This is a genomic window from Roseateles sp. P5_E1 (assembly GCF_054049335.1).
Genome location: NZ_JBFUMN010000005.1, coordinates 1 through 19,153, shown reverse-complemented (window position 1 = coordinate 19,153; position 19,153 = coordinate 1). Strand labels below are relative to the sequence as shown.

The window sequence follows — 19,153 nt, the reverse complement described above, 5'->3', positions numbered from 1 at the left end:
GCCGGCAGGGAGTCAGAGGGGTCAGAACATGCGGTACTCAAGGCGCAGCGTGAACGAGCGGCCGCGCGGGTCGGCCACGCGCGGTTCCCAGCTGGAGCCGGCGCCGGTGTTGGTGTCGTAGGTGACGCTGAACGGCGGGTCTTCGTTGAGCAGGTTCTTGATGCCGGCCGTGATGGTCAGGTTCTTGATGCCGCCGTAGGCCAGGCTGGCGTTCAGGATGGAGTAGGCCCCCACGCGCGGGTTCCAGTTCGCCGGCGTCACGGTGCCGTTAGCCACGCCGGGCAGCACGAAGTCCTGGTAGCCGGTGCGGTAGACATGCTGGAACGTGGCCGCCCAGTCGCCCTCGGTGCGGGTCAGCGTGGCGGTGTGCTTCCAGCGGATGCCCAGGTCGCCGGCGCGGGTGAAGCGGCCGACCTCGCTGCTGCCCATCGGCGCGCTCGGCACCAGGCGCGACTTCTTGTCGAGCAGGTAGGACACGTCGAAGCTGCCCGTCCACGCCGCGCCGAAGGCGTTGGTGTTGCCGCGCAGGCCCAGTTCCAGACCCTTGGTGTTGGTCTCGCCGGCGTTCACATAGCGGGTGTCGACGGCGAGGAGCTTGCCGCTGCCGTCACGGATGAAGTTGTCCTTGAAGTACTGGTAGTTCTCGGCCAGCGTCGTCAGGCCGAAGGACTGGATCGTGCCGGTGCGTTCGATCGACCACCAGTCCAGGCTGGCCACCAGGTCTTTCGTTGGCTGGAAAACGACGCCCGCGCTGTACATCTTGGCCTCTTCAGGGCCCAGCGTCGATTTGCCGCCGAACAGGGTGCTGAAGTCGCGCACGGACTGGCAGCCCGGCGTGTTGGAGACGACGCGCGAAGAGCAGGTGGCCGGGTCGGTGAAGTCGGCGCCGACGAAGGTGCTCTCCGTGATCGGGTCGAACATCTGCTTGAAGGTCGGCACGCGGAAGCCCGTGCTGTAGGCCCCGCGGAACAGCAGCTGCTCGGTCGGGTTGTACCGCAGCGAGACCTTGGGGTTGGTCGTCGAGCCGAAGCCGGTGTAGTCGTCGCGACGGATGGCGCCGGTGATCTCCATGTCCTTCATGACTGGCACGGCCACCTCGGCGAACACTGCCTTGATGGTGCGCTTGAGGGTGCCGGCCGTGGCCAGTGCGTTGTCGAAGGGCACGTTGAAGATCTGTGCGGCGACGGTGTTGGCATTGGAGCGCTGGTCGCCGTCGAACTTGTACTTTTCGGTGCGCGAGTCAACGCCCAAGGCAGCCATCACCGTGCCGCCGGGCAGCTTGAACACCGGGCCCGACACGGTCGCGTCGGCCTGCTCCATCGTGAATTTGCCGCCGTACAGCGTCACGCCCTCGGCTTTGATGGCGTCCAGCGCCTTCAGGGCCTCGGGCGTCTGCGTCAGCGAGAAGGGATTGAGCACGCCGGTGTTGATCAGGTCGGCGAAGGGCTGCCAGTAGTGATAGCCCTTGCCGACCGTGGAGCTGCCTTTGCTCTCGGCGCGCGAGAAACCGACGCGGTAGTCCCAATCGGTGAGGAAAGGCAAGGCACCGTCCGCGCCGACCAGGAAGCGCGCGGTGTCGGCCGTGGTGTCGATCTCGCGGTTGCCGCAGGGCATGCAGCGCCAGCGGAAGGCCATCGGCAGGCCGCGGTTGGCCTCCAGCGCCGGGAATGACTTGACCAGCGCGTTGAACACGTCGTTGTAGCCTGCGCCGGTGCTGGGGTAGCGCAGGTTGCGGAAGGGGCTGGGGTAAACAGTGCCGGCCAGATTGATGGTGGCGGTGCCCGAGCCGCTGGTGATCTGGTTGGGCGAGAAGCTCTTGGTGGACTCGGCCCGGCCCAGCACGGCCTCGCCGAACACGCGGTGGTCGCCCAGCTTGAAGGTCAGGCGGCTGACGAGGTTGGTGTTCTTGATCGGCTGCTGGATGACGGCGGCACGGCCGGTGTCCCAGGCGCAGCCGTACTTGGACGCCGCGGTGGCCCAGAGCGTCTCCTGGTAAGGGCTCATGCCATCCACCGACGAGCAGCCGGCGCCGCCGGGCAGGTCGAGGATGTTGATGCCGTTGACGCGCAGCGCCGGGTTGGCGAAGTCGAACGGCCCGGCGGTGTTGTTGCCACCCTGGCTGAGCACGTTGCCCAGCGCAGCGCCGGTTGGCGTGGTGCCGGCCACAGCGAACAGCGTCGCAATCGGCGTGCCGCGCGTGTCGGGCGACAGGCCGCGATCGGGCTGGTAGGTGTTGACGAAGTCGCGCTGGTCGCCGCGCAGCACCTTGTTGTCGCGCACTGACAGCGAGGCCAGGAAGTTGAAGCCCTGCGTGTCGAGGTTGCCGTAGCCGGCCGTCACCGAGGCGCCGTAGATCTCGCCGCCTTTTTGCTGCGGCACGTCGGCCAGCGCGTTGATCGTCACGCCGCTGTAGTTCTGGCGCAGGATGAAGTTGATGACGCCACCGATGGCGTCGGTACCGTAGATGGCCGAGGCGCCGTCCTTGAGGATCTCGACGCGGTCGATGGCGGCGAAAGGAATCTGGTTCAGGTCGACCGTGCCGCCGTTCAAGCCGTGGGCCGCCACGCGGCGGCCGTTCAGCAGGATCAGCGTTGCATTGCTGCCCTGGCCGCGCAGGTTGGCGCTGCTGGCGCCGTTGTTGCCGCGCGCGGCGCCGTCCACCACGTCGGCATTGCCGGCCAGGTTGTCCAGGCCGTTGCCGTTGATGTTGAGCTGCATGATCATCTGCTCGGCCGACGCGATGCCGGCCCGCTCCAGCTCACGCCGGCTGATCACCTGGATGGGCAGGGCACCCTCATCCTTGATCCGCTTGATGCTGGAACCCGTCACCTCGACGCGCTCCAGTCGCGCGCTGTCGTTCTGCGCCAGGGCAGCGCCGGTATGGCCGGCGAGGCCGACGATGGCGAGCTGGGTTGCCAGACGATTCAACTTCATCTCAAGGACTCCTGCATGTGATTCGATTGCCGCCGATGTTCGCTGGCGCGCGGGGGAGCGCCCAGGGGGCCGCACCCCAGGTGTTGCGCGCTGTTCAATGAATGCTTGTGCGCTGCACATAACCTGCGGGAATGCGTGCTGATGTGAAAGCACGCGCACGGTGCGCGGCGGCCCTCATACAGTGCCGGCGGAGGTTTTCTTCATGCGATTGATCACTGAGGCCGATGTCGCGGCCGTACTCGACCCGGACAGCGCCGTGGCCGCCCTGCGTGCCGCCTTTGCCCAGCACGGCCGCGGCCAGGCGCAGGTGCTGGCCCGCCACCGTGCCACCGCCACGCAGGGCGGCGCCGCGCTCGCGATCAGCGCGATGGGCGCCATCCTCGACGCCGACGGTGAGTTGCCGGCGGTGCTCGGCACCAAGGTCTATTCGGCGCGCAACGGCAAGTACCACTTCCTCGTCAGCCTATTCTCGGCCGAGACCGGCGAGGCGATTGCGACGCTGGAGGCCAACGAGTTCACGCGGCTGCGCACGGCCGCGGCCAGCGCCGTGGCGGCCGACCTGCTGGCTTTGCCAGAGGCCAGGACGTTGGCCGTCTTTGGCGCCGGCATCCAGGCGCGAGCCCATGTCGAGGCGCTGACGCGGGTGCGGCGCTTCGAGCGCGTGCTCGTCTGCGCGCGCAGTGGCGGCGAGGCCTTCGCGAGCGACATCGAGGCGCAGATCGGCTTCCCGGCCCAGGTTGTGGACGCCGCCACGGCGGCTGCCGAGGCCGAGGTGGTTGTCACGGCGACGCGCTCGGCCACGCCTTTGTTCGGCGGCGCTCTCGTCAAGCCCGGTGCCTTCGTTGCCGCGGTTGGTTCCAGCACGAAGACGGCGCGCGAGCTGGACGATGCGTTGCTGGCCCGTGCGGCCCTGGTCGTCGTTGAATGGCGCACCGCCGCCGAGCTGGAAGCCGGCGACATCGTGCAGGCCGTGCCGGGCGTCATCGCGCCCGAGCGGCTCGTTGAGCTGGGCGAACTGATCGTCAGCCCGCGTCCGCGCGAGGCGCAGGACATCGTCGTCTACAAGAGCGTGGGCATCGGCCTGGAGGATGTGGCCCTGGCCCGCTTCGTCGCTTATTCCCTGGGGCTGTGCTGATGCGCGCCTGGCTACTTGCTGCCGCGCTGGCCTTGGCCGGCTGCGCGACGACCTCGGTGCCCGACCCCGTACAGGCTGCGCTGGCCAAGGCCGGCCTGCCGGCGGAAAGCCTCGGCTTTGTGCTGCAACCGCTGGACGGCTCTCGGCCGGCCTTGAGCCAACGCGCCGACGCGGCGATGGCGCCGGCCTCGACGATGAAGCTGGTGACGGCGACCGTCGCCATGGACAAGCTCGGCATCAACCACCGCGGCCGCACCGAGCTGCTGGCAGGTTCGGTTCCTGTCGGAGGGACCATTGACGGCCCGTTGATCCTGCGAGGAGGCGCCGATCCCGACCTTGACTGGCCGGCGTTGTGGTGGCTGCTGCGCCAGCTGCGCGAAAGCGGCGTGCGCGAGATCCGCGGCGGCCTCGTCATCGACCGCACGCTGTTCAAGCCGACCCGTTTCGACGTTGGCCTGCCGCCCTTCGACGATGCCCCCGAGTTCGACTACAACGTCATCCCCGACGCCTTGCATCTCAACGGCAGCCTGCTCGACTTCGAGCTGCAAGCCATGGCCACCGGCGTTACGGCGCGCGCCCTGCCGGCCCTGCCAGGGCTGAGCGTGGATGCGAGCTCGATGACCTTGTCAGCAAGGCCGTGCAAGGACTGGGACGAGGATTGGAAACCCGCTCTTGTCCAGCCCGCCAGCGAGGGCTGGGCGCTGAAGCTGCAAGGGGCCTTCCCGGCTGGCTGCCATCAGCGCGCCCCGCTGCAGATCGTCGACCGGCAGTGGCTGGCCACACGGGCCGTGCGCCAGCTCTGGGCCGAACTGGGCGGCAGCATGGGGCCGGGTGACGCCGAGGCGGCCGCGCCGGCCGGTGCCGTCGTGCTGGCCACGCACCGCGGCCGGCCGCTGGCCGAGGTGCTGCGCGGGGTGATGAAGCGCAGCGACAACGCGCTGACGCGGCTCATCTACCTGCAGCTCGGCGCCCAGGCGGCGCAACCCGGCGAGCCGACGCTGGCGGCGTCTGAGCGTGTCGTGCGCGACTGGCTTGCCGGCCATGGCGTCGACACGGCAGCCCTGGTGCTGGACAACGGTTCGGGCCTGTCGCGCGGCGAGCGGGTCAGCCCGGCCCTGCTGGCCGGTGTGCTGCGCGCGGGCCAGCGTGGCGCCCAGGGGCCGGAACTGCTCGGCACCCTGCCCATTGCCGGTGTCGACGGCACGCTGTCACGCCGCCTGAAGGACGGCCCGGCCACGGCCCGAGCGCGGCTCAAGACCGGCACGCTGCGCGATGCCGTCGGCCTGGCCGGCTTCGTGCCGGACGCGTCGGGCAAGCCCTGGGTCTTCGTCGCGCTGCTCAACCATCCCGAGGCTGCGGCCAAGGGGCGGCCGGTGCTGGATGCGCTGGTGGAGTGGGTGGCAGGGCAGCGCTGAAGGCTTGATCCCGAGCGGCGTCAGGCGGCGGCGTTTGTTGGCCGACTGACCGCGCTGCAACACGACCCGTCGACATCACGCCGGATCGTGTGTGTCAATCGCCTTGCCGAACCCCTAGTTGGAAAGTTGCTTAAGCCGCAGCGTCACCTATGTTTTCTGCTCGGCACCCGGTTAGGTATCGGGCGCCATGCCAAGGCAACAGGAGATCGCGATGGCTAGATTTGCAGGGTTCAGGCAGGCGGCATTGGCATTGGCCGCGACGTGGTTCGCGACAATGGTGGGGCAAGCGCACGCGATGACCCGGGAGGTCGACTTCAACGTGCTCAATGCCACAGCGACGCTCCAGGGAACGTTCGGCTCTGGCGACACGCTGATCGTCGACACGGTGGTGACGCAGGAAACCGGCGCGCTGTCGCAGAGCGTCACGTTCACGCTAGGGGCGGGCATCACCGGCTTGACCGGGCGTGCGGTGTGGGAGATCTCGACTGCCGCCGGCCCGGGGCCGCGCCTCGTCGGCGTCAACATCGACATCTTCGATGCCAGCAACACCCTCGTTATCAGCGATGCGTTCGGTGGTGTCCTGGGCGGATACGCCGTGTCGGCCTTCGACGGGGCCATCGGTCCCGGCACCTATCACCTGGTGGCCAATGGCACTGCAGTGCGCGATGCGGTGCTCAATATTTCCATCAGCGCGGTTCCCGAGCCGCGCACCTACGCGTTGCTGCTCGCCGGGATTGGGGCGGTGAGTCTGCTGGCGCGCAGGCGGCGCTTGGGTTGAGGTGCTTGGGCGTGCGGCAGGCGGTCCGTCGCAGTTGCGTCGGGACGTCCCCACCGCGACGGCAGCGCCTTCATCGGGCAAGCCAGCGCAAGGACTGAGGGCGCCGCCGGGGAGGCGGCTTCGGCCGTGGCCCTCAGGCGACGGCCGGCGCCAGCAGGCGCAGCGTGACGGCGTCGGCATCCATCTGGGCCATCGCTCCCACCGGCACGGTCAGCTTGCGCTTGATGTGGCCGATGGCTGCGCCGCGGAAGACGGGGATGTTCAGAGGCAGGAAGTAGTCGTCGCCGGGCTCGCGCGTCGTGAAGCGAGCCCAGCCCGACGCCGACCCTGTGTTGTCATCCCGCAGTGCTCACCGGCGACCGTCTTCGTGCCGATCGGGCGTTGAAATCCATGCGTAGACGCTTGCGACGCAATGGCCACAGGCGCGGGCGCTTCGTGCCGCCGCCTGAGCTGCTCGCGGCGAACGCGCGGAGGCGGGATTCCATCGAAACGGGAGCGACGTCCAGGTTTTGCGTGATGGTCCTACGATCCCAATCCCAGCCGGGATATCTCTATGCGCTTGTCGCTACTGTCGCTACTGTCGCTCCTCATCGCCTGCCTGACGATCCAGCCCGCGCCAGCGCAGGCCGACGCGGCCGATGCGCCAGTCAGGGTCAGTTTGTCGGTCAAGAGTGGCCGGGCGGCGTTCAAGGCCGGCGAGCCCATTGCGCTGGATCTGAGATTCCACGCGCTGCAGGCGCCGGAGCGCATCGTCACCAATTCGCTGGGCGACTACCTCTCTGACGAGGTCGTCATCACGGCGCTTGAGGGCAGCCCTCCCGCCGCGATCGATCACGAGCGCTGGATGCCGCAGCAGCACGACGTGATCAACCGGCAGGCTGTGCCCGAGGGGCAGGAGTTGTCGCTACCGCTGGTTCTCGATCAGCGGTACCGCTTCGATCGCCCGGGGCGTTATTCGGTGCACGTCGTTACTCGGCGGGCGGGACGCAAAACACTCACCACGAACGACGTCACGTTTGCCGTGGAGATGCCGTCGCCCGATGAGGATGCGGCGCGCGTCCGCATGCTGGCTGCAGAAATCACCGGTGCGCGGTCAGGGCGCAAGGCGGCGGCGGCCGTGCAAGCGCTGGCCCAAATGTCTTCCGATGCCGCGACGCAGGCCAAGCTCGATCTGGTTCTCGAACCGCAAGGCGCTCATCCGTACCGCATCGACATCCTGCGGGGGCTTTGGCATGCCAGCGACCGTCAACGAGTCATCGAGGCGCTTGAGAAAGCCGTCATGGACCCGGCGCCGGCGCGCACGGATCTGATCGACGACCTCGTGCTCCTGAAGAGCAGCGTCGAGGCTTCATGGCCGGCGGATTGGGCGGCGGACGCCGCGCTCAGCAAGCGCATCCGCGCGACGGCGCTGCATCGGCTCGCCGCGACCCTGCCGCTGCGCGATGGGGAGTCCCGTCTGCAGGCCAGCTGGCTGGTTCTCGGACCCTTCCGCGGTGACGCAGCGGCCATGGATGTGGCCGACTTTGTCGTCGCTCGGGATTTCATCGCCGCGCATCTCGACAAGTTGCAAGGCTACCAACTGGTCGGCTTGGCGCGCGACTTCCGTGGCGCCTTCGACGGCCTCGCCATCGTCGCCGCGTTGCAGCACTACCTGGACGCGCACCCGGACGACGCCAACGCGCTGAGCCTGGCCGTGAACCAATATCCCGACCTGGCCCAGCCATATGTCGTCCGCCACGCGTGCGGCGATCATCCGATGTATTTCGAGCAGGTCCGGGACTTGCCCGTGGCGACGCTGGCCGGTGTTGACGATTGTCTTCGCCGCAAGCTGCTGAAGGAGGCGCCGACAGCGGCAACAACCTCCGGTCAGATCGGGCTGGGTGTGACCCTGGCTTTCGTGGCGCGTTTCGCCACACCGGATCTGATCCAGGACGTCGCCCGGCTGATGCCCTCGCTTCAGGGGCGCTGGTTGCCCAATGCCAGAGCTGCCGCGCTTGTCTACCTGATGCGCTGGGACCCCAAGACCTATTCGGCGCAGTTCGAGGTCGCTGCGCAACAAGACGAGGGCGATGTGATGAGCTACACCGCCAAGGTCACCAGCCACTTACCCGCTGACGCGATGCGCGCCTTTTATCGCAGGACTCTGGAGAACGGTTCCGCGCACGACACGGCGCAGGCGGCGATGGTGCTGGCCAGCATCGGCGCAGCGGACGACCGGCCGTTGTTGAACGCGCGCCTGCAGCGCCTGCGCGAGGCACTGCGGGCGGGCCGAGGCTCTCATGATGACGAGAACCTGGAGGCGTCCTTGGTCTTCGCGATCCTCGACGGCTACGGCTGGCCGCGGGAGGAAGGTCTTGCGCTGGTGGCGACGTGCGTTTCCTCTTTCTGCAAGACAAGCTTTCACGTTCAATGACCTGCGCTGGGGTGCGTGACAGTCGATCCGGCGCCTTCGGGATGCCGGAGCTGTTGCGTCATCAAGAAGCCGTAAGCGGTAATGCTCAGGCTGGCGTGATGATGGAAGCCCCGCCAGCCTCTGCCTTCGTAGTGCCCCAGCCCCAGCTGCTGCTTGAGGTCTTGGTAGTCGCGCTCGATGCGCCAGCGCATCTTGCCCTCCAACACCATGCTGGATGCGCTCGTGAACTGGGTGGCGGTGCAGCGCTGACGGCGCGGGCCCTGCGACCGTCGCTGGTTCACTGCGCCGGTGGCGACGCCAGCGACCGAGCCACGACCGCCTCGTTGCGCGCCATCACCGCCGACCAATCGAATTCCAGCCGCGCACGCGCCAGCCCGTTGTGAGCCAGGCGGCTGGCCTGCGCCGGTGTGCGCAGCAGGGATCTGATCGCCGCGGCCAGCGCCTGGGCGTCGCCCGGCGCCACGAGCAGGCCGTTGTCGGCGTCACGCAGCACACTCGGCGTTCCGCCGCTGGCGGTGGCCACCACGGGCACGCCGGCGGCGTTGGCCTCGCACAGCACGCGGCCCATGGTCTCGACGTCACGCGCGCCGGCGTGGTGGCTTTCGTAGCTGGCCAACGCAAACACGTCGCTCGCCCAGTAGTAGCGGGCAATCTTTTCGTGCGGTACACGGCCCTCGAAGCGCACCACGTCAGCCAACCCCAGGCGCGCGCAACAGGCCTCGTAGGCTCGGCGGCGGCGGCCGTCGCCGACGATCAACAGGCGGATGGCCGGGAATTCACCGCGCAACCTGGCGAGGGCATCGAGCAGAACTTCAACGCCCTTCTTTTCGACGAGCCGGCACACCGTCAGCACCACCTGCGCAGCCTCGGGCACGCCGAGCTCCGCGCGCGCGGCAGCCCGCGCACCGGGCGGCGGGCGGAACTCGCCAGCGGCGACCCCACCCGAGACGACCTCGATCCGCTCGCCCGCCACGCCAATCGCCCGCAGCAGGTTCGCCGTGTAGTCGCTGTTGGCCAGGATGCCGTTGTGGGCCACCGCGGCGTGGCGCATCACTCGTTGGCGGCCGTCACGGAACAGGCGGTCGACCCAGTCGGGATGCTGGCCATGCTCCAGCCACCAGCTCAGCGCACGCTGCATGGCCGCCGAACCGATGGCCCGGCTGCCCCAGGGATAGGGATAGCCCAGCCAGGGCCGCAGCACGTCGTTGCCCACCGAGCGACAGACGACCGGTACGCCGGCGCGCGAGCGCAGCAGGCCGTAGAACACGGTCGATGCATAGATCGCATCGGGCCGGAACACGCGGATGCGTTCCAGCAGCAGCTCCTGGTTGTGCCAATAGCCCAGCCGCGACAGGACCCGATGCACCGCATGGGAGCAGCCCCCGTCGAACGCGCGCGCGGCCTCGGCCATGGCCGGGTCGGTCACGCGATAGGTCAGCACTTCCACGCAGGCGGCGTGGCGCGCGAAGTGCGCCGCCAGATACCTCGCGTGCGTCTGCATGCCGCCGATGGCGGGCGGCCATTCGGTGAGGATGAGCAGCAGGCGGGGTCCGCTGGCACGCATGCGGCAGTCTGGGGGCCGGGCGCCGGGGAACCTAGGCCACGGCCGGGCTCAGCAGCCGGATCGTTCCCGCGTCGGCATCCATCTCGGCCGGCGCACCGACCGGCACGGTCAGCTTGCGCTTGATGTGGCCGATGGCCGCACCCCGGTAGACCGGCACGTTCAGCGGCAGGAAGTAGTCGTCGAACACCTCGTCCAGTGTCAGGCTGCCGTAGCCCTCGCCGGGCTCGCATTTGGTGAAGCGGCCGAGCACGACGCCGCTCAGTTGCGACAGCGCGCCGGCCAGGCGCAGCGTGGAGAGGCAGCGGTCGATGCGGTAGATGTACTCGTTGATGTCCTCGAGAAAGAGCAGGGCGCCACGGCAATCGGGGAAATAGGCCGAGCCGGCCATCGACGCCAGCACGGTGAGATTGCCGCCCACCAGCCGGCCTTGCGCCTTGCCGGGGCGCACGGTGGTGATGCGCTCCTCGCGGGCGATCAGGTCGTCCACCGGCTTGACGACAGGGTTGCGCAGCACGGCGGCCTCGGCATTCATCGCGATGGCCTTGAAGCTTTGCACCGAGTAGTCGTTCCATTCCGACACGGCCACGGGGCTGTGGAAGGCGACGAGGCCGGTCTGGCGGTGGATGGCGTTCACCAGGCAGGTCAGATCGCTGAAGCCGCCGAAGAATTTCGGCTTGCGACAGATCAGCTCGTAGTCGAGCTTGTCGACGATGCGGTTGCAGCCCGAGCCGCCGGTCATGGCGAGGATGCCGGCCACGGAATCGTCGGCAAACATGGCGTTGATGTCGGCGGCACGCTGGGCGTCGGTGCCGGCGAAGGGCCCACGGCGTGCGGCGACGAATTCGCCCGGCTTGACCTTGAAGCCCAGGGCCTGCAGCACCTCGACGGCCATCTTCAGCGGCTCGCGCTCGAAGGTGGCGTTGGCGGGGCTGACGAGGCCGATCGTGTCGCCCGGGCGCAGCCGTGGCGCGAGCAATGGCCCGCCCGCGGCGCGCACCGGTTGGGCGGCGGCCAGCAGGCCGGCCGTGGCGGCGCTGAACTGCAGGAGTTGACGGCGTGACGGGTTCATATCGCTCGCAAACAATCAGAGATGAGGGGCTGGCCGCGTGCTCGGTCGCGCGGATTCGACGATTTGCGCGGCATTGTGTGCGCCCTGGCGGCATCAGCTGCCGCGGCCTGTTGCCAGTCGCGTGCAAGGGCAGGCACGGGTGGCTGTCCTCAAGGTGAATTTTTCGGGGCCTTCGAAGGATTGACGCTATGGCCGTAGCCTCGCTATGTTGCGCGATCTGCGAAGAACAAGACGAGGAGAAGCTCATGAAGCATGCACTCACCTGGCTGCTGCTCACGCCGATGCTGCTGGCCGGCTGCATCAGCACCACCCCCCAGGCCAGCCTGGACGACACCAGGAACTGCACGGCCATGGTGGCCGGGGGCTTTCGCAAGGTGGCCGACGAGCGCGGCGAGCGCTTCAATGGCAAGGTCGGCGAAGAGGTGGCGCGCTGCCGCGGCAGCGACAAGGCCGCGGCCTTCCGCAACACGCCCTATGTCGACTGGTCCAACTACTGGGCCACCGGCGACAAGGCCACGCTGCTGCCGGGAACGAATGGCGTCGGGAGTCATCTCGGGCCCAACGGCCGCGGCGTCGACGGTGCGCTGCTGGACCTCGAGTACCAGCGCATGGAGCTGATCAAGTTCAACCTGTTCGACAACTCCGGCAGCTTTGCCGACTACGCCCTGGGCCGTGAAGGCGTGGCGGGCGCGGCCGTCAAGACCTGGCCCTCGATGCGGCTGGCGGCCGATTCACCGTTCTACGCGGCCGTGGGCGGCGACGGGCAGCAGCTCTGCCAGGGTGATCTGATCCGCTGGCGCCAGCTCAGCGGCGTCTGCAACGACATCCGCAATCCCAAGATGGGCTCGGCCGGCGCGTTGTTCGCGCGCAATGTGCAGTTCGAGGCGACCTACCCCGACATCAGCGACGACGCCCTGGCGCGCAACCGCCATGGTGACCGCATCGCGTTGCTGCAGCCCGACCCGCAGCTGATCAGCCGCAAGCTCTTCACCCGCGCGCAGAGCGACCCCGCCAAATGCCGCGACGGGCAAGGCCTGCCCGGCAATCCGGTGGACGCCAACTGCGACTACCAGAAGGCGCCTTTCTTCAACGTGCTGGCGGCGTTCTGGATCCAGTACATGACGCATGACTGGTTCTCCCACATGGAGGAGGGCCGCAACGAACCCAAGTGGATGCCGGTGGGCTGCACGGGCGATGCGGCCAAGCTGGGCTGCCGGCCCGATGACCGCATCGACCGCGCCTTTGTCGCCGACGGCAATGCGCCGCCGCGCTACACGGCGGCTGACGGAACCAGGCCGTTGGCACGCGCCTTCCGCACCCATGCCAACAACAACACGGCCTGGTGGGACGCCTCGCAGATCTATGGCTACAACAACGTCTCGCGCCAGCGCGTGAAACGCGACCCGGCCGACCCGGCCAGGCTCCTGATGCCGCCCGGCGCACGTGGCGGCGCGGGCGAAGCCCTGGGCCAGTTGCCCGTCTTCGCGGCGAACGACCCCATCCTGCCGCAGTGGGCCGGCCAGGGCGCGGCCGCCTTCCCCGACAACTGGAGCATCGGCGTCGGCTTCTACCAGACGGTGTTCTCCCGCGAACACAACGCCTTCGTCACCGAGTTCCGCCGCCGCGCCGCGGCCACGCCGGATGCCGACTCGGGCCTGCGCGACCCGGCGAACCCGACAGCCGTGATCCGCTACCGCGACGTGTCGCCCGACGTGCTGTTCGAGGTGGGGCGCCTCGTCGTCGCCGCCGAGATCGCCAAGATCCACACCATCGAGTGGACGACGCAGCTGCTCTACGACGAGCCCCTCTACCTCGGCATGAACGCCAACTGGGGCGGCCTGTTCGAAGGGCATCCGTTCGTCGAGAACGCCCTCGAAGCCATCGTCGTGCAGAACTACGGCAAGAGCACCGACGCCAAGAAAGCCGGCCAGTGGTATTCGGCCCTGGCCTCGGGGCCGGGCATCTTTGGCCTCGGTGCGCGGGTCTACAAGGACGACAGCTTCTTTGCGCGCCATGACGCCAAGAAGGACGACATCTGGAACCTCGCCAACCCCGACCACGTGAACGGCGGCGTCAACCACTTCGGCTCGCCCTTCAACTTCCCCGAGGAGTTCGTCAGCGTCTACCGCCTGCATGCCTTGGTGCCCGACCTCATCGAGCTGCGCCACTGGGACAGCGACCCCAATCGCATCGCCGCCAAGGTGCCCGTCATCGAGACCTTCCGCGGCAAGGCCACCGGCGCGCTCGCCAACGAAGGCGCGGCCGACTGGGCGCTGTCGATGGGCCGCCAGCGCCTGGGCCTGCTGACGCTGGGCAATACGCCGGCCTTCCTGCAGAACCTGGCCATACCGCGGCTGCAGTCCAGCACCGGCAAGATCGACGTCGCGGCCCTGGACATCATCCGCGACCGCGAGCACGGTGTGCCACGCTTCAACGAGTTCCGCCGCCAGTACGGACTGCGCCAGCTGACGAGCTTTGATGATTTCATCGACGCCCGCCTGCCGGCGGATTCACCCGAACGCGCGCGCCAGCAGAAGGTCATCAACGACCTGCGCGGCATCTATGGTCAGCACAAATGCGATGCGAAGAAGGTCATCACCGCCGCGCAGAGGAACCTCGACGGCAGCCCCATCAACGACTGCCTGGGCAAGCCCGACGGCAGCCTGGTGGACAACATCGAGGACGTGGACACGGTAGTGGGTTGGCTCTCGGAGTTCACGCGGCCGCATGGCTATGCGATCTCCGAGACGCAGTTCCAGGTCTTCATCCTGAATGCGTCGCGGCGCCTGTTCAGCGACCGCTTCTTCACCAGCAGTTTCCGCCCCGAGTTCTACGGCAACCTGGGCATCGAATGGCTGATGAACAACGGCCCGACGGGCAAGCAGTTCGAGGCCAAGGAAAGCAACGGCCACCGCATCGAGGTCTCGCCCTTCAAGCGCGTGCTGTTGCGCACCGTGCCCGAGTTGGCGCCCGAGTTGGCGCATGTGACCAACGCCTTCGACCCCTGGGCGCGTGACCGCGGCGAGTATTACGGCCTGGGCTGGCAGCCGCGCCGCGGCGCGGAAAGCGACCCCGCTTTCCGGTGAACCCCTCGTCCAGTCTCGCCCCGCTGCACGCGGGCGTGCCCAGCCGGTCCCCCGAGGGGACGGCGATGCTTGCGGCATTGAGCCGCAAGCACATCGCCAGAGCGGGCCGGCTAGGGAGCGGCCCGGCGCTCGGCCCGCAAGAACGTCGGTACGTCGACCACTGAGGTGAAATCGGGGGCATGAGCTCAGACTTGCCCCCGCTGCCCCACCTGGCCCCCGGCCGCTACCGTCACTACAAGGGCGGCGAATACGAAGTGCTTCATGTGGCTCGCCATAGCGAGACGCTGGAGGTCGTGGTGGTCTACCGGCCGCTGTACAACGACAGCGGCTGGTGGGTGAGGCCTTACGAGATGTTCACCGGCACACTGGAGGTTGACGGCGTCGTGCGGCAGCGCTTCGAGCGCATCGGCTAGAGACGATGGCCGGTAGGGGAGGGCGGGTGGATGAATGAAGAAGATCAGGCGCAGGACGCGCCTGCAGGCGGGCCGTTGCTGACGGCTGCGGCGCTGGACGACGGTGCACCCGCAGTGGGTGGCGCGTCATGGCTGCGCGAAGGCGCGCGCGTGCTGGCGTTCCGCGCGCCGCGCTGGGAGGGCCTGGAGGCCGCGCCGGTGACGGTGGCGGCGCCGATCCTGGCGGGCTATCTGCTGCAGTTCATCGCTCAGCGCGTGATGATGCAGGGCGCGCCGATGTTGCTCTGGCAAGGCTTTCTCGCAGGTTGGGCGGGCATCGCCATCATGGCCTGGCTGTGCTGGGTGGTGGCGCGGTCTCGCTCGGCACAAGCGCCAGCGATGCCAAGGCCAGCCACGCTGTTTGCACTGGTTTGCATTGCCGGACTGATGCTCGGCCTGTTTTCCGGCGGTGTCTTTCTTGGGATGCGAGCCGCGCTCGATCCGTTTGAGAGCTGGCCCCTGAGCCTGCAGCTGACGGCATGGCTGGTGCCCTTGTGCTGGGCTGGCCTGACGCAGCTCGTGCTGCTGTGGCGGGCAGCGGGTTCCGGGCTGGCGCGTGGTGCTGCCCTGCTGCTGGTCCCTATCCCGCTGATGCTGAACGGCTGGCTCGCGCCGCCGACATTCTGGTGGGCCGAGCCAGCGGTCAGTGCCGAGGCGGACGCCGAACCCGAGGTCGGGTTGCCGTTGACCGACAAGACCATAGGCAGGCAAGCGCAGCTCGTCGCTGTTGCATTGCAGGGCCTGCGACCACCGCAGCCGGGCCGGGTCAACGTCTATGCAGCGACCTACGCGCCCAACGCCTCGGAAGACGTCTTCATGCGCGAGAGTGCCACCGTTGCCAAGACCATGCGCGAACGCTTCGGCGCGGACAGTCGTCTGGTGGAGCTGGTGGCCAACCGCGCCACCACTGACACGCTGCCCTGGGGCACGCCGGCCAACCTGCGCCAGACCATCGCCCGCATGGCCGCCGTGATGGACCGCGACCGGGACGTGCTCTTTCTGCACCTGACCTCGCACGGCGGCCGCGACGGCAAGCTGGCCAACGACACCTGGCCCCTGAAGACCGAGCCCGTCACGCCTGACCTGCTCAAGCGCTGGCTGGACGAAGCCGGCGTGCGCTGGCGCGTGATCTCCGTGTCGGCCTGCTACTCGGGCAGCTGGATCGCGCCGCTGGCCGGCGACGGCACGCTGGTGATGACGGCGGCCGACGCGGACCACACCTCCTACGGCTGCGGCAAGCGCTCCGAGCTGACCTTCTTCGGCCGGGCGATGTACGAGGAGGCGCTGCGCAAGACCTGGTCCTTCACCGAGGCACATGCATGGGCACGCCAGGTCATCGAGGTGAGGGAGAAGGAGGCGGGCAAGAGCGACGGCTATTCCAACCCGCAGATCAGCGAAGGCGCCGGCATCCGCGGCGTGCTGAAGCGGCTGGCGGAAGAGCGTGCGCACTGATCACGCCACCCGTATCCAGTCCATCGACCAGTCCATCAACCACGTCTTCCCGCCATCGCGCGACGCGGCCTGCTGCCAGCGGCAGCTCGTGGGCGTGATGCGGTCCCAGACGCTGCGGTAGATGACGGTCTTGCCGTCTTCCTCGGACTGCTCCTGGAAGATGCCCGCCCCGCCTTCGAAGCTGCCTGGCAGACCTTGTGCGCCCAGCTCGCCCGAAGCGGCGTTGACCCAGAAGTCCGACCACTGCGCCTTCTTCACGTCCAGCAGCCGCAGGCCCATGCCGCCGAACTGCCGTGCTGGGATGCGCAGCTCCTCGACGCTGCAGACGCCTGCAAGGATGGCGTGCACCGTGGCCTCGCCCTCGAAGACATCCCAGACCCCATTGCGACGCCTGTGGTTGAGGATCTTCCAGCGGCCGGTCAGGAAGTCGAAGTCGCCGGGCTTGCCGGGCGTGCGCGTGGCGGGTGGGTTGGCGGTCATCGCCGGACCGGGCTGGGGTTCGGCAGGCGCGGCGATGCTCGGCGTCAGCGCAAGGGCTGCGGCAGCTTGCAACAGGCGGCGGCGTTCGGAGTTGTCGGTCATGCGCATCTCGTGAGTGAGTGGAGGTGGCGCATGCTGCGCGGCATGACATGACAATCGGCGTCATGTTTTGCGGAACATCATCCAACCTGGACTCGGCTGTTGGGCGCGCCCGAGGGGGTGGCGAGGCGGGCCGCGGGCAAGGCGCGCCGACGATGTGGGCTCAAGCCCACAAGGAGAAGCAACGCAGCCAGCGGCCCGAAGCGCCGAACCAGCGGACGTGCAGCGCCTGGCAACGAGGTGGTGAGGGTGGGGGCCACGGCCACTTCATAAAGCGCCGAGGTTTTTGATGAGTAGCAAGCGGCCAACTGCCGAGTCCAGGTTTCAAGCATGCGCGCCAGCCGACTCCTCTCCATCCTGATCCTGCTGCAGCTGCGCCCGCAGATCACGGCGCCGGCGCTGGCACGCGAGTTCGAGGTGTCGGTGCGCACCATCCTGCGCGACATCGACGAGCTGTCGGCTGCTGGCGTGCCCGTCTATGCCGAACGCGGCCGCAGCGGTGGCTTCAAGCTGCGCGAAGGCTTCGCGACGCGACTCAACGGCTTGCTTGGCGACGAGGCCCAGGCCCTGCCGCTGCTGGGCCTGCCAGGTGCAGCCAGCGAGCTGGGTCTGGGCGGTGCGTCGCAGCGGCTGCGGCTCAAGCTGCAGTCGGCGCTGCCGGGCGAGTCCGCCGCGCTGGCCGGCCGGTTGCAGGCGCGGCTGCATGTGGACCCGCTGGACTGGTACCAGGGCGGCGAGCCCGCCGCGCACCTGCCGGCGCTGGCCCAGGCGGTGCTGGAATGCCGCCGCGTCGAGCTGCGCTATCTGAGCTGGAAGGGCGAACGGGATTGGCGCGCCGAGCCGCTCGGCCTCGTGCTCAAGGGCGGCAGTTGGTATGCCGTCGCACGGGCCGGGGCGCGCACGCTGACGCTGAAGGTCGCCAACATCCAGTCGCTCAGCGTCGGCGAGGAGAGCTTCGAGCGCCCGGCTGACTTCGATCTGTCGACTTGGTGGCAGGCTTCGCTGCAGCGCTTTGAGAGGGAGTTGCGGCCCGAGGTCGCCGTCATCCGCATCACCGCCGAGGGCCGCCGGCGGCTGGCCGAGAAGGGCAGCTATGCCGCCCAGGCCGTCGCTGCGGCCGTGCCCGAAAAGGCGGCGGGGCCGCAGCGGTGGGCGCGGGTCAGCCTGCCGATAGAAAGCGTGGATCAGGCGGCGCGATTGGTGTTGTCGCTGGCGCCGGAGGCTGAAGCGATAGGGCCGGTGGAGGTGAGGGCGAGGGTGGCGAAATGGGCAGGAGAGTTGGTGCGGCGTCATGCAATGGCAGAAGGAGGCATCGTGACAATCCCGGCAGCAGAAGAACCAGATCATCGTGGCCGCTGAGGTGACGGGATCAGGCTCAGAACAGCACATGCTGCTGCCCATGATCGAAGCGACGGCCGCGGTGCGCGCGCCCGACACCTTGATCACCACAGACGCCGGCTACCACTCGAACGACAACGTCCAGGCCTTGTGCRAGGCCGCCATCCCGGCCCTCGTGGCCGACAACGCGATGMGCCARCGCGACGAGCGCTTCGCMGAGCAGGCCAAGCACAAGGCGAAGGGCGAAGTGCTCGCCGACAAGCGAGCGCGAGGCGAAAGTCCCAATCCGAAGGTCAAGGGCTTCTTCGGCACARGCGACTTCGTCTTCCACGGCGACAACACCTGCACATGCCCGGCGGGCTGCACGCTGCGAAGCAGTGGCGCGCTGTACAAGGTGGGGCTGTACCTGCGGCAGGACTTCAAGGCYAGCGCCAGCGATTGCACGAGCTGCGCGCAGCGCGCTCAATGCATCCGCAAGCCAGACGCCRCGCGCAGAACGGTGGCGCTGCACACYCGAATGCCTGACGATCCTCAAGACCCGCTGCATCGCATGCGCCARGCCATCGACAGCCCCCGAGGTCGCCGGCTCTACAGCCAGCGCATCGCCACCGTCGAGCCGGTGTTCGCCAACCTGCGCCACAACAAGCGGTTGAGCCGATTCACGCTGCGCGGCAAGGACAAGGTCGGCACGCAGTGGCGGCTGTTCTGCCTGGTGCACAACATCGAGAAGATCGCCAACAGAGGCGAACGATCATGAGGAATGGGAAAGATGCGCAACGCGAGCAAGGCGCCGAGAGCGCCACGCAGGGCATTCACGAGGTCCAATCCAATCGGGCCGGCGGCTCGATGCATCAAACGATGAAGAATTCCTCAGCATCCACGGTGATCAGCCGCTGCGGGCATCGCAGAAATCGGGTTATTGCCCAGCCTCGTTATGC

General features: G+C 68.2%; 14 protein-coding genes and 2 pseudogenes. 10 read left to right on the top strand and 6 right to left on the bottom strand.

The window, feature by feature from the left end; all coding sequences use genetic code 11:
- Positions 1-21: 21 nt before the first annotated feature.
- Positions 22-2,934, bottom strand: a complete 2,913-nt coding sequence (locus ACXJKJ_RS07200; protein WP_457389619.1) for a TonB-dependent receptor domain-containing protein — start codon at positions 2,932-2,934, stop codon at positions 22-24.
- Positions 2,935-3,136: 202 nt separating this feature from the next.
- On the opposite strand from ACXJKJ_RS07200, the gene ACXJKJ_RS07195 reads away from it, so the two are divergent.
- From ACXJKJ_RS07195 to ACXJKJ_RS07185, 3 genes and pseudogenes are all read left to right on the top strand, one after another.
- Positions 3,137-4,069, top strand: a complete 933-nt coding sequence (locus ACXJKJ_RS07195) for an ornithine cyclodeaminase family protein (protein ID WP_457389618.1) — start codon at positions 3,137-3,139, stop codon at positions 4,067-4,069.
- Positions 4,069-5,484, top strand: a complete 1,416-nt coding sequence (gene dacB / locus ACXJKJ_RS07190; RefSeq protein ID WP_457389617.1) for a D-alanyl-D-alanine carboxypeptidase/D-alanyl-D-alanine endopeptidase — start codon at positions 4,069-4,071, stop codon at positions 5,482-5,484. Before ACXJKJ_RS07195 ends, dacB begins: the two co-directional genes overlap by 1 nt.
- Before the next feature lie 667 nt (positions 5,485-6,151).
- Positions 6,152-6,262: pseudogene (locus tag ACXJKJ_RS07185) on the top strand (PEP-CTERM sorting domain-containing protein); the annotation flags it as partial.
- A gap of 133 nt (positions 6,263-6,395) precedes the next feature.
- Here the strand turns inward: ACXJKJ_RS07185 and ACXJKJ_RS07180 are convergent.
- Complete coding sequence (locus tag ACXJKJ_RS07180) at positions 6,396-6,608, bottom strand: hypothetical protein (RefSeq protein WP_162247734.1); 213 nt, start codon at positions 6,606-6,608, stop codon at positions 6,396-6,398.
- A gap of 207 nt (positions 6,609-6,815) precedes the next feature.
- Here ACXJKJ_RS07180 and ACXJKJ_RS07175 point away from each other — a divergent pair, with 207 nt between their 5' ends.
- Entirely contained in the window at positions 6,816-8,675 is a 1,860-nt protein-coding gene (locus ACXJKJ_RS07175; RefSeq protein WP_457389616.1) for a hypothetical protein, read from the top strand.
- Positions 8,676-8,713: 38 nt separating this feature from the next.
- On the opposite strand, the pseudogene ACXJKJ_RS07170 reads toward ACXJKJ_RS07175, so the two are convergent.
- From ACXJKJ_RS07170 to ACXJKJ_RS07160, 3 genes and pseudogenes are all read right to left on the bottom strand, one after another.
- Positions 8,714-8,875, bottom strand: a pseudogene (locus ACXJKJ_RS07170) (IS701 family transposase); the annotation flags it as partial.
- A gap of 77 nt (positions 8,876-8,952) precedes the next feature.
- Positions 8,953-10,239: a glycosyltransferase family 4 protein gene (locus tag ACXJKJ_RS07165; RefSeq protein ID WP_457389615.1), complete on the bottom strand. Its 1,287-nt coding sequence runs from the start codon at positions 10,237-10,239 to the stop codon at positions 8,953-8,955.
- 31 nt (positions 10,240-10,270) lie between these two features.
- The gene (locus ACXJKJ_RS07160) at positions 10,271-11,308 is read right to left on the bottom strand and encodes a S66 peptidase family protein (protein ID WP_457389613.1); all 1,038 of its coding nucleotides are present in this window, start codon (positions 11,306-11,308) and stop codon (positions 10,271-10,273) included.
- A 245-nt stretch (positions 11,309-11,553) separates the two neighbouring features.
- Between ACXJKJ_RS07160 and ACXJKJ_RS07155 the strand changes: the two genes are divergently transcribed.
- The 3 genes from ACXJKJ_RS07155 (at position 11,554) to ACXJKJ_RS07145 (ending at position 16,298) form a co-directional block, all read left to right on the top strand.
- A complete protein-coding gene (locus ACXJKJ_RS07155; protein ID WP_457389612.1) occupies positions 11,554-14,394 on the top strand; it encodes a peroxidase family protein in 2,841 nt (946 codons plus the stop codon).
- A 179-nt stretch (positions 14,395-14,573) separates the two neighbouring features.
- On the top strand, positions 14,574-14,807 hold the full coding sequence (locus ACXJKJ_RS07150) for a DUF1653 domain-containing protein (protein WP_457325277.1): 234 nt from the start codon (positions 14,574-14,576) through the stop codon (positions 14,805-14,807).
- A 30-nt stretch (positions 14,808-14,837) separates the two neighbouring features.
- A complete protein-coding gene (locus ACXJKJ_RS07145; RefSeq protein ID WP_457389611.1) occupies positions 14,838-16,298 on the top strand; it encodes a C13 family peptidase in 1,461 nt (486 codons plus the stop codon).
- On the opposite strand, the gene ACXJKJ_RS07140 is transcribed toward ACXJKJ_RS07145, so the two are convergent.
- Positions 16,299-16,880 (bottom strand): hypothetical protein, encoded by a 582-nt coding sequence (locus tag ACXJKJ_RS07140; RefSeq protein WP_457389610.1) that lies wholly within the window; start codon positions 16,878-16,880, stop codon positions 16,299-16,301.
- Between the two features lie 327 nt (positions 16,881-17,207).
- On the opposite strand from ACXJKJ_RS07140, the gene ACXJKJ_RS07135 reads away from it, so the two are divergent.
- From ACXJKJ_RS07135 to ACXJKJ_RS07125, 3 genes are all read left to right on the top strand, one after another.
- Positions 17,208-18,236, top strand: a complete 1,029-nt coding sequence (locus ACXJKJ_RS07135) for a helix-turn-helix transcriptional regulator (protein ID WP_457389609.1) — start codon at positions 17,208-17,210, stop codon at positions 18,234-18,236.
- A 28-nt stretch (positions 18,237-18,264) separates the two neighbouring features.
- Positions 18,265-18,972, top strand: a complete 708-nt coding sequence (locus ACXJKJ_RS07130) for a transposase (protein WP_457389608.1) — start codon at positions 18,265-18,267, stop codon at positions 18,970-18,972.
- On the top strand, positions 18,969-19,153 hold a 185-nt coding region (locus ACXJKJ_RS07125), incomplete at its 3' end, for a hypothetical protein (protein WP_457389606.1). The genes ACXJKJ_RS07130 and ACXJKJ_RS07125, both read left to right, overlap by 4 nt.

Bases quoted from the DNA above. Each gene is read 5' to 3' on its own strand.
- ACXJKJ_RS07200 (WP_457389619.1), bottom strand. From the start codon at position 2,934: ATGAAGTTGAATCGTCTGGCAACCCAGCTCGCCATCGTCGGCCTCGCC.
- ACXJKJ_RS07195 (WP_457389618.1), top strand. From the start codon at position 3,137: ATGCGATTGATCACTGAGGCCGATGTCGCGGCCGTACTCGACCCGGAC.
- dacB (WP_457389617.1), top strand. From the start codon at position 4,069: ATGCGCGCCTGGCTACTTGCTGCCGCGCTGGCCTTGGCCGGCTGCGCG.
- ACXJKJ_RS07175 (WP_457389616.1), top strand. From the start codon at position 6,816: ATGCGCTTGTCGCTACTGTCGCTACTGTCGCTCCTCATCGCCTGCCTG.
- ACXJKJ_RS07165 (WP_457389615.1), bottom strand. From the start codon at position 10,239: ATGCGTGCCAGCGGACCCCGCCTGCTGCTCATCCTCACCGAATGGCCG.
- ACXJKJ_RS07160 (WP_457389613.1), bottom strand. From the start codon at position 11,308: ATGAACCCGTCACGCCGTCAACTCCTGCAGTTCAGCGCCGCCACGGCC.
- ACXJKJ_RS07155 (WP_457389612.1), top strand. From the start codon at position 11,554: ATGAAGCATGCACTCACCTGGCTGCTGCTCACGCCGATGCTGCTGGCC.
- ACXJKJ_RS07150 (WP_457325277.1), top strand. From the start codon at position 14,574: ATGAGCTCAGACTTGCCCCCGCTGCCCCACCTGGCCCCCGGCCGCTAC.
- ACXJKJ_RS07145 (WP_457389611.1), top strand. From the start codon at position 14,838: ATGAATGAAGAAGATCAGGCGCAGGACGCGCCTGCAGGCGGGCCGTTG.
- ACXJKJ_RS07140 (WP_457389610.1), bottom strand. From the start codon at position 16,880: ATGACCGACAACTCCGAACGCCGCCGCCTGTTGCAAGCTGCCGCAGCC.
- ACXJKJ_RS07135 (WP_457389609.1), top strand. From the start codon at position 17,208: ATGCGCGCCAGCCGACTCCTCTCCATCCTGATCCTGCTGCAGCTGCGC.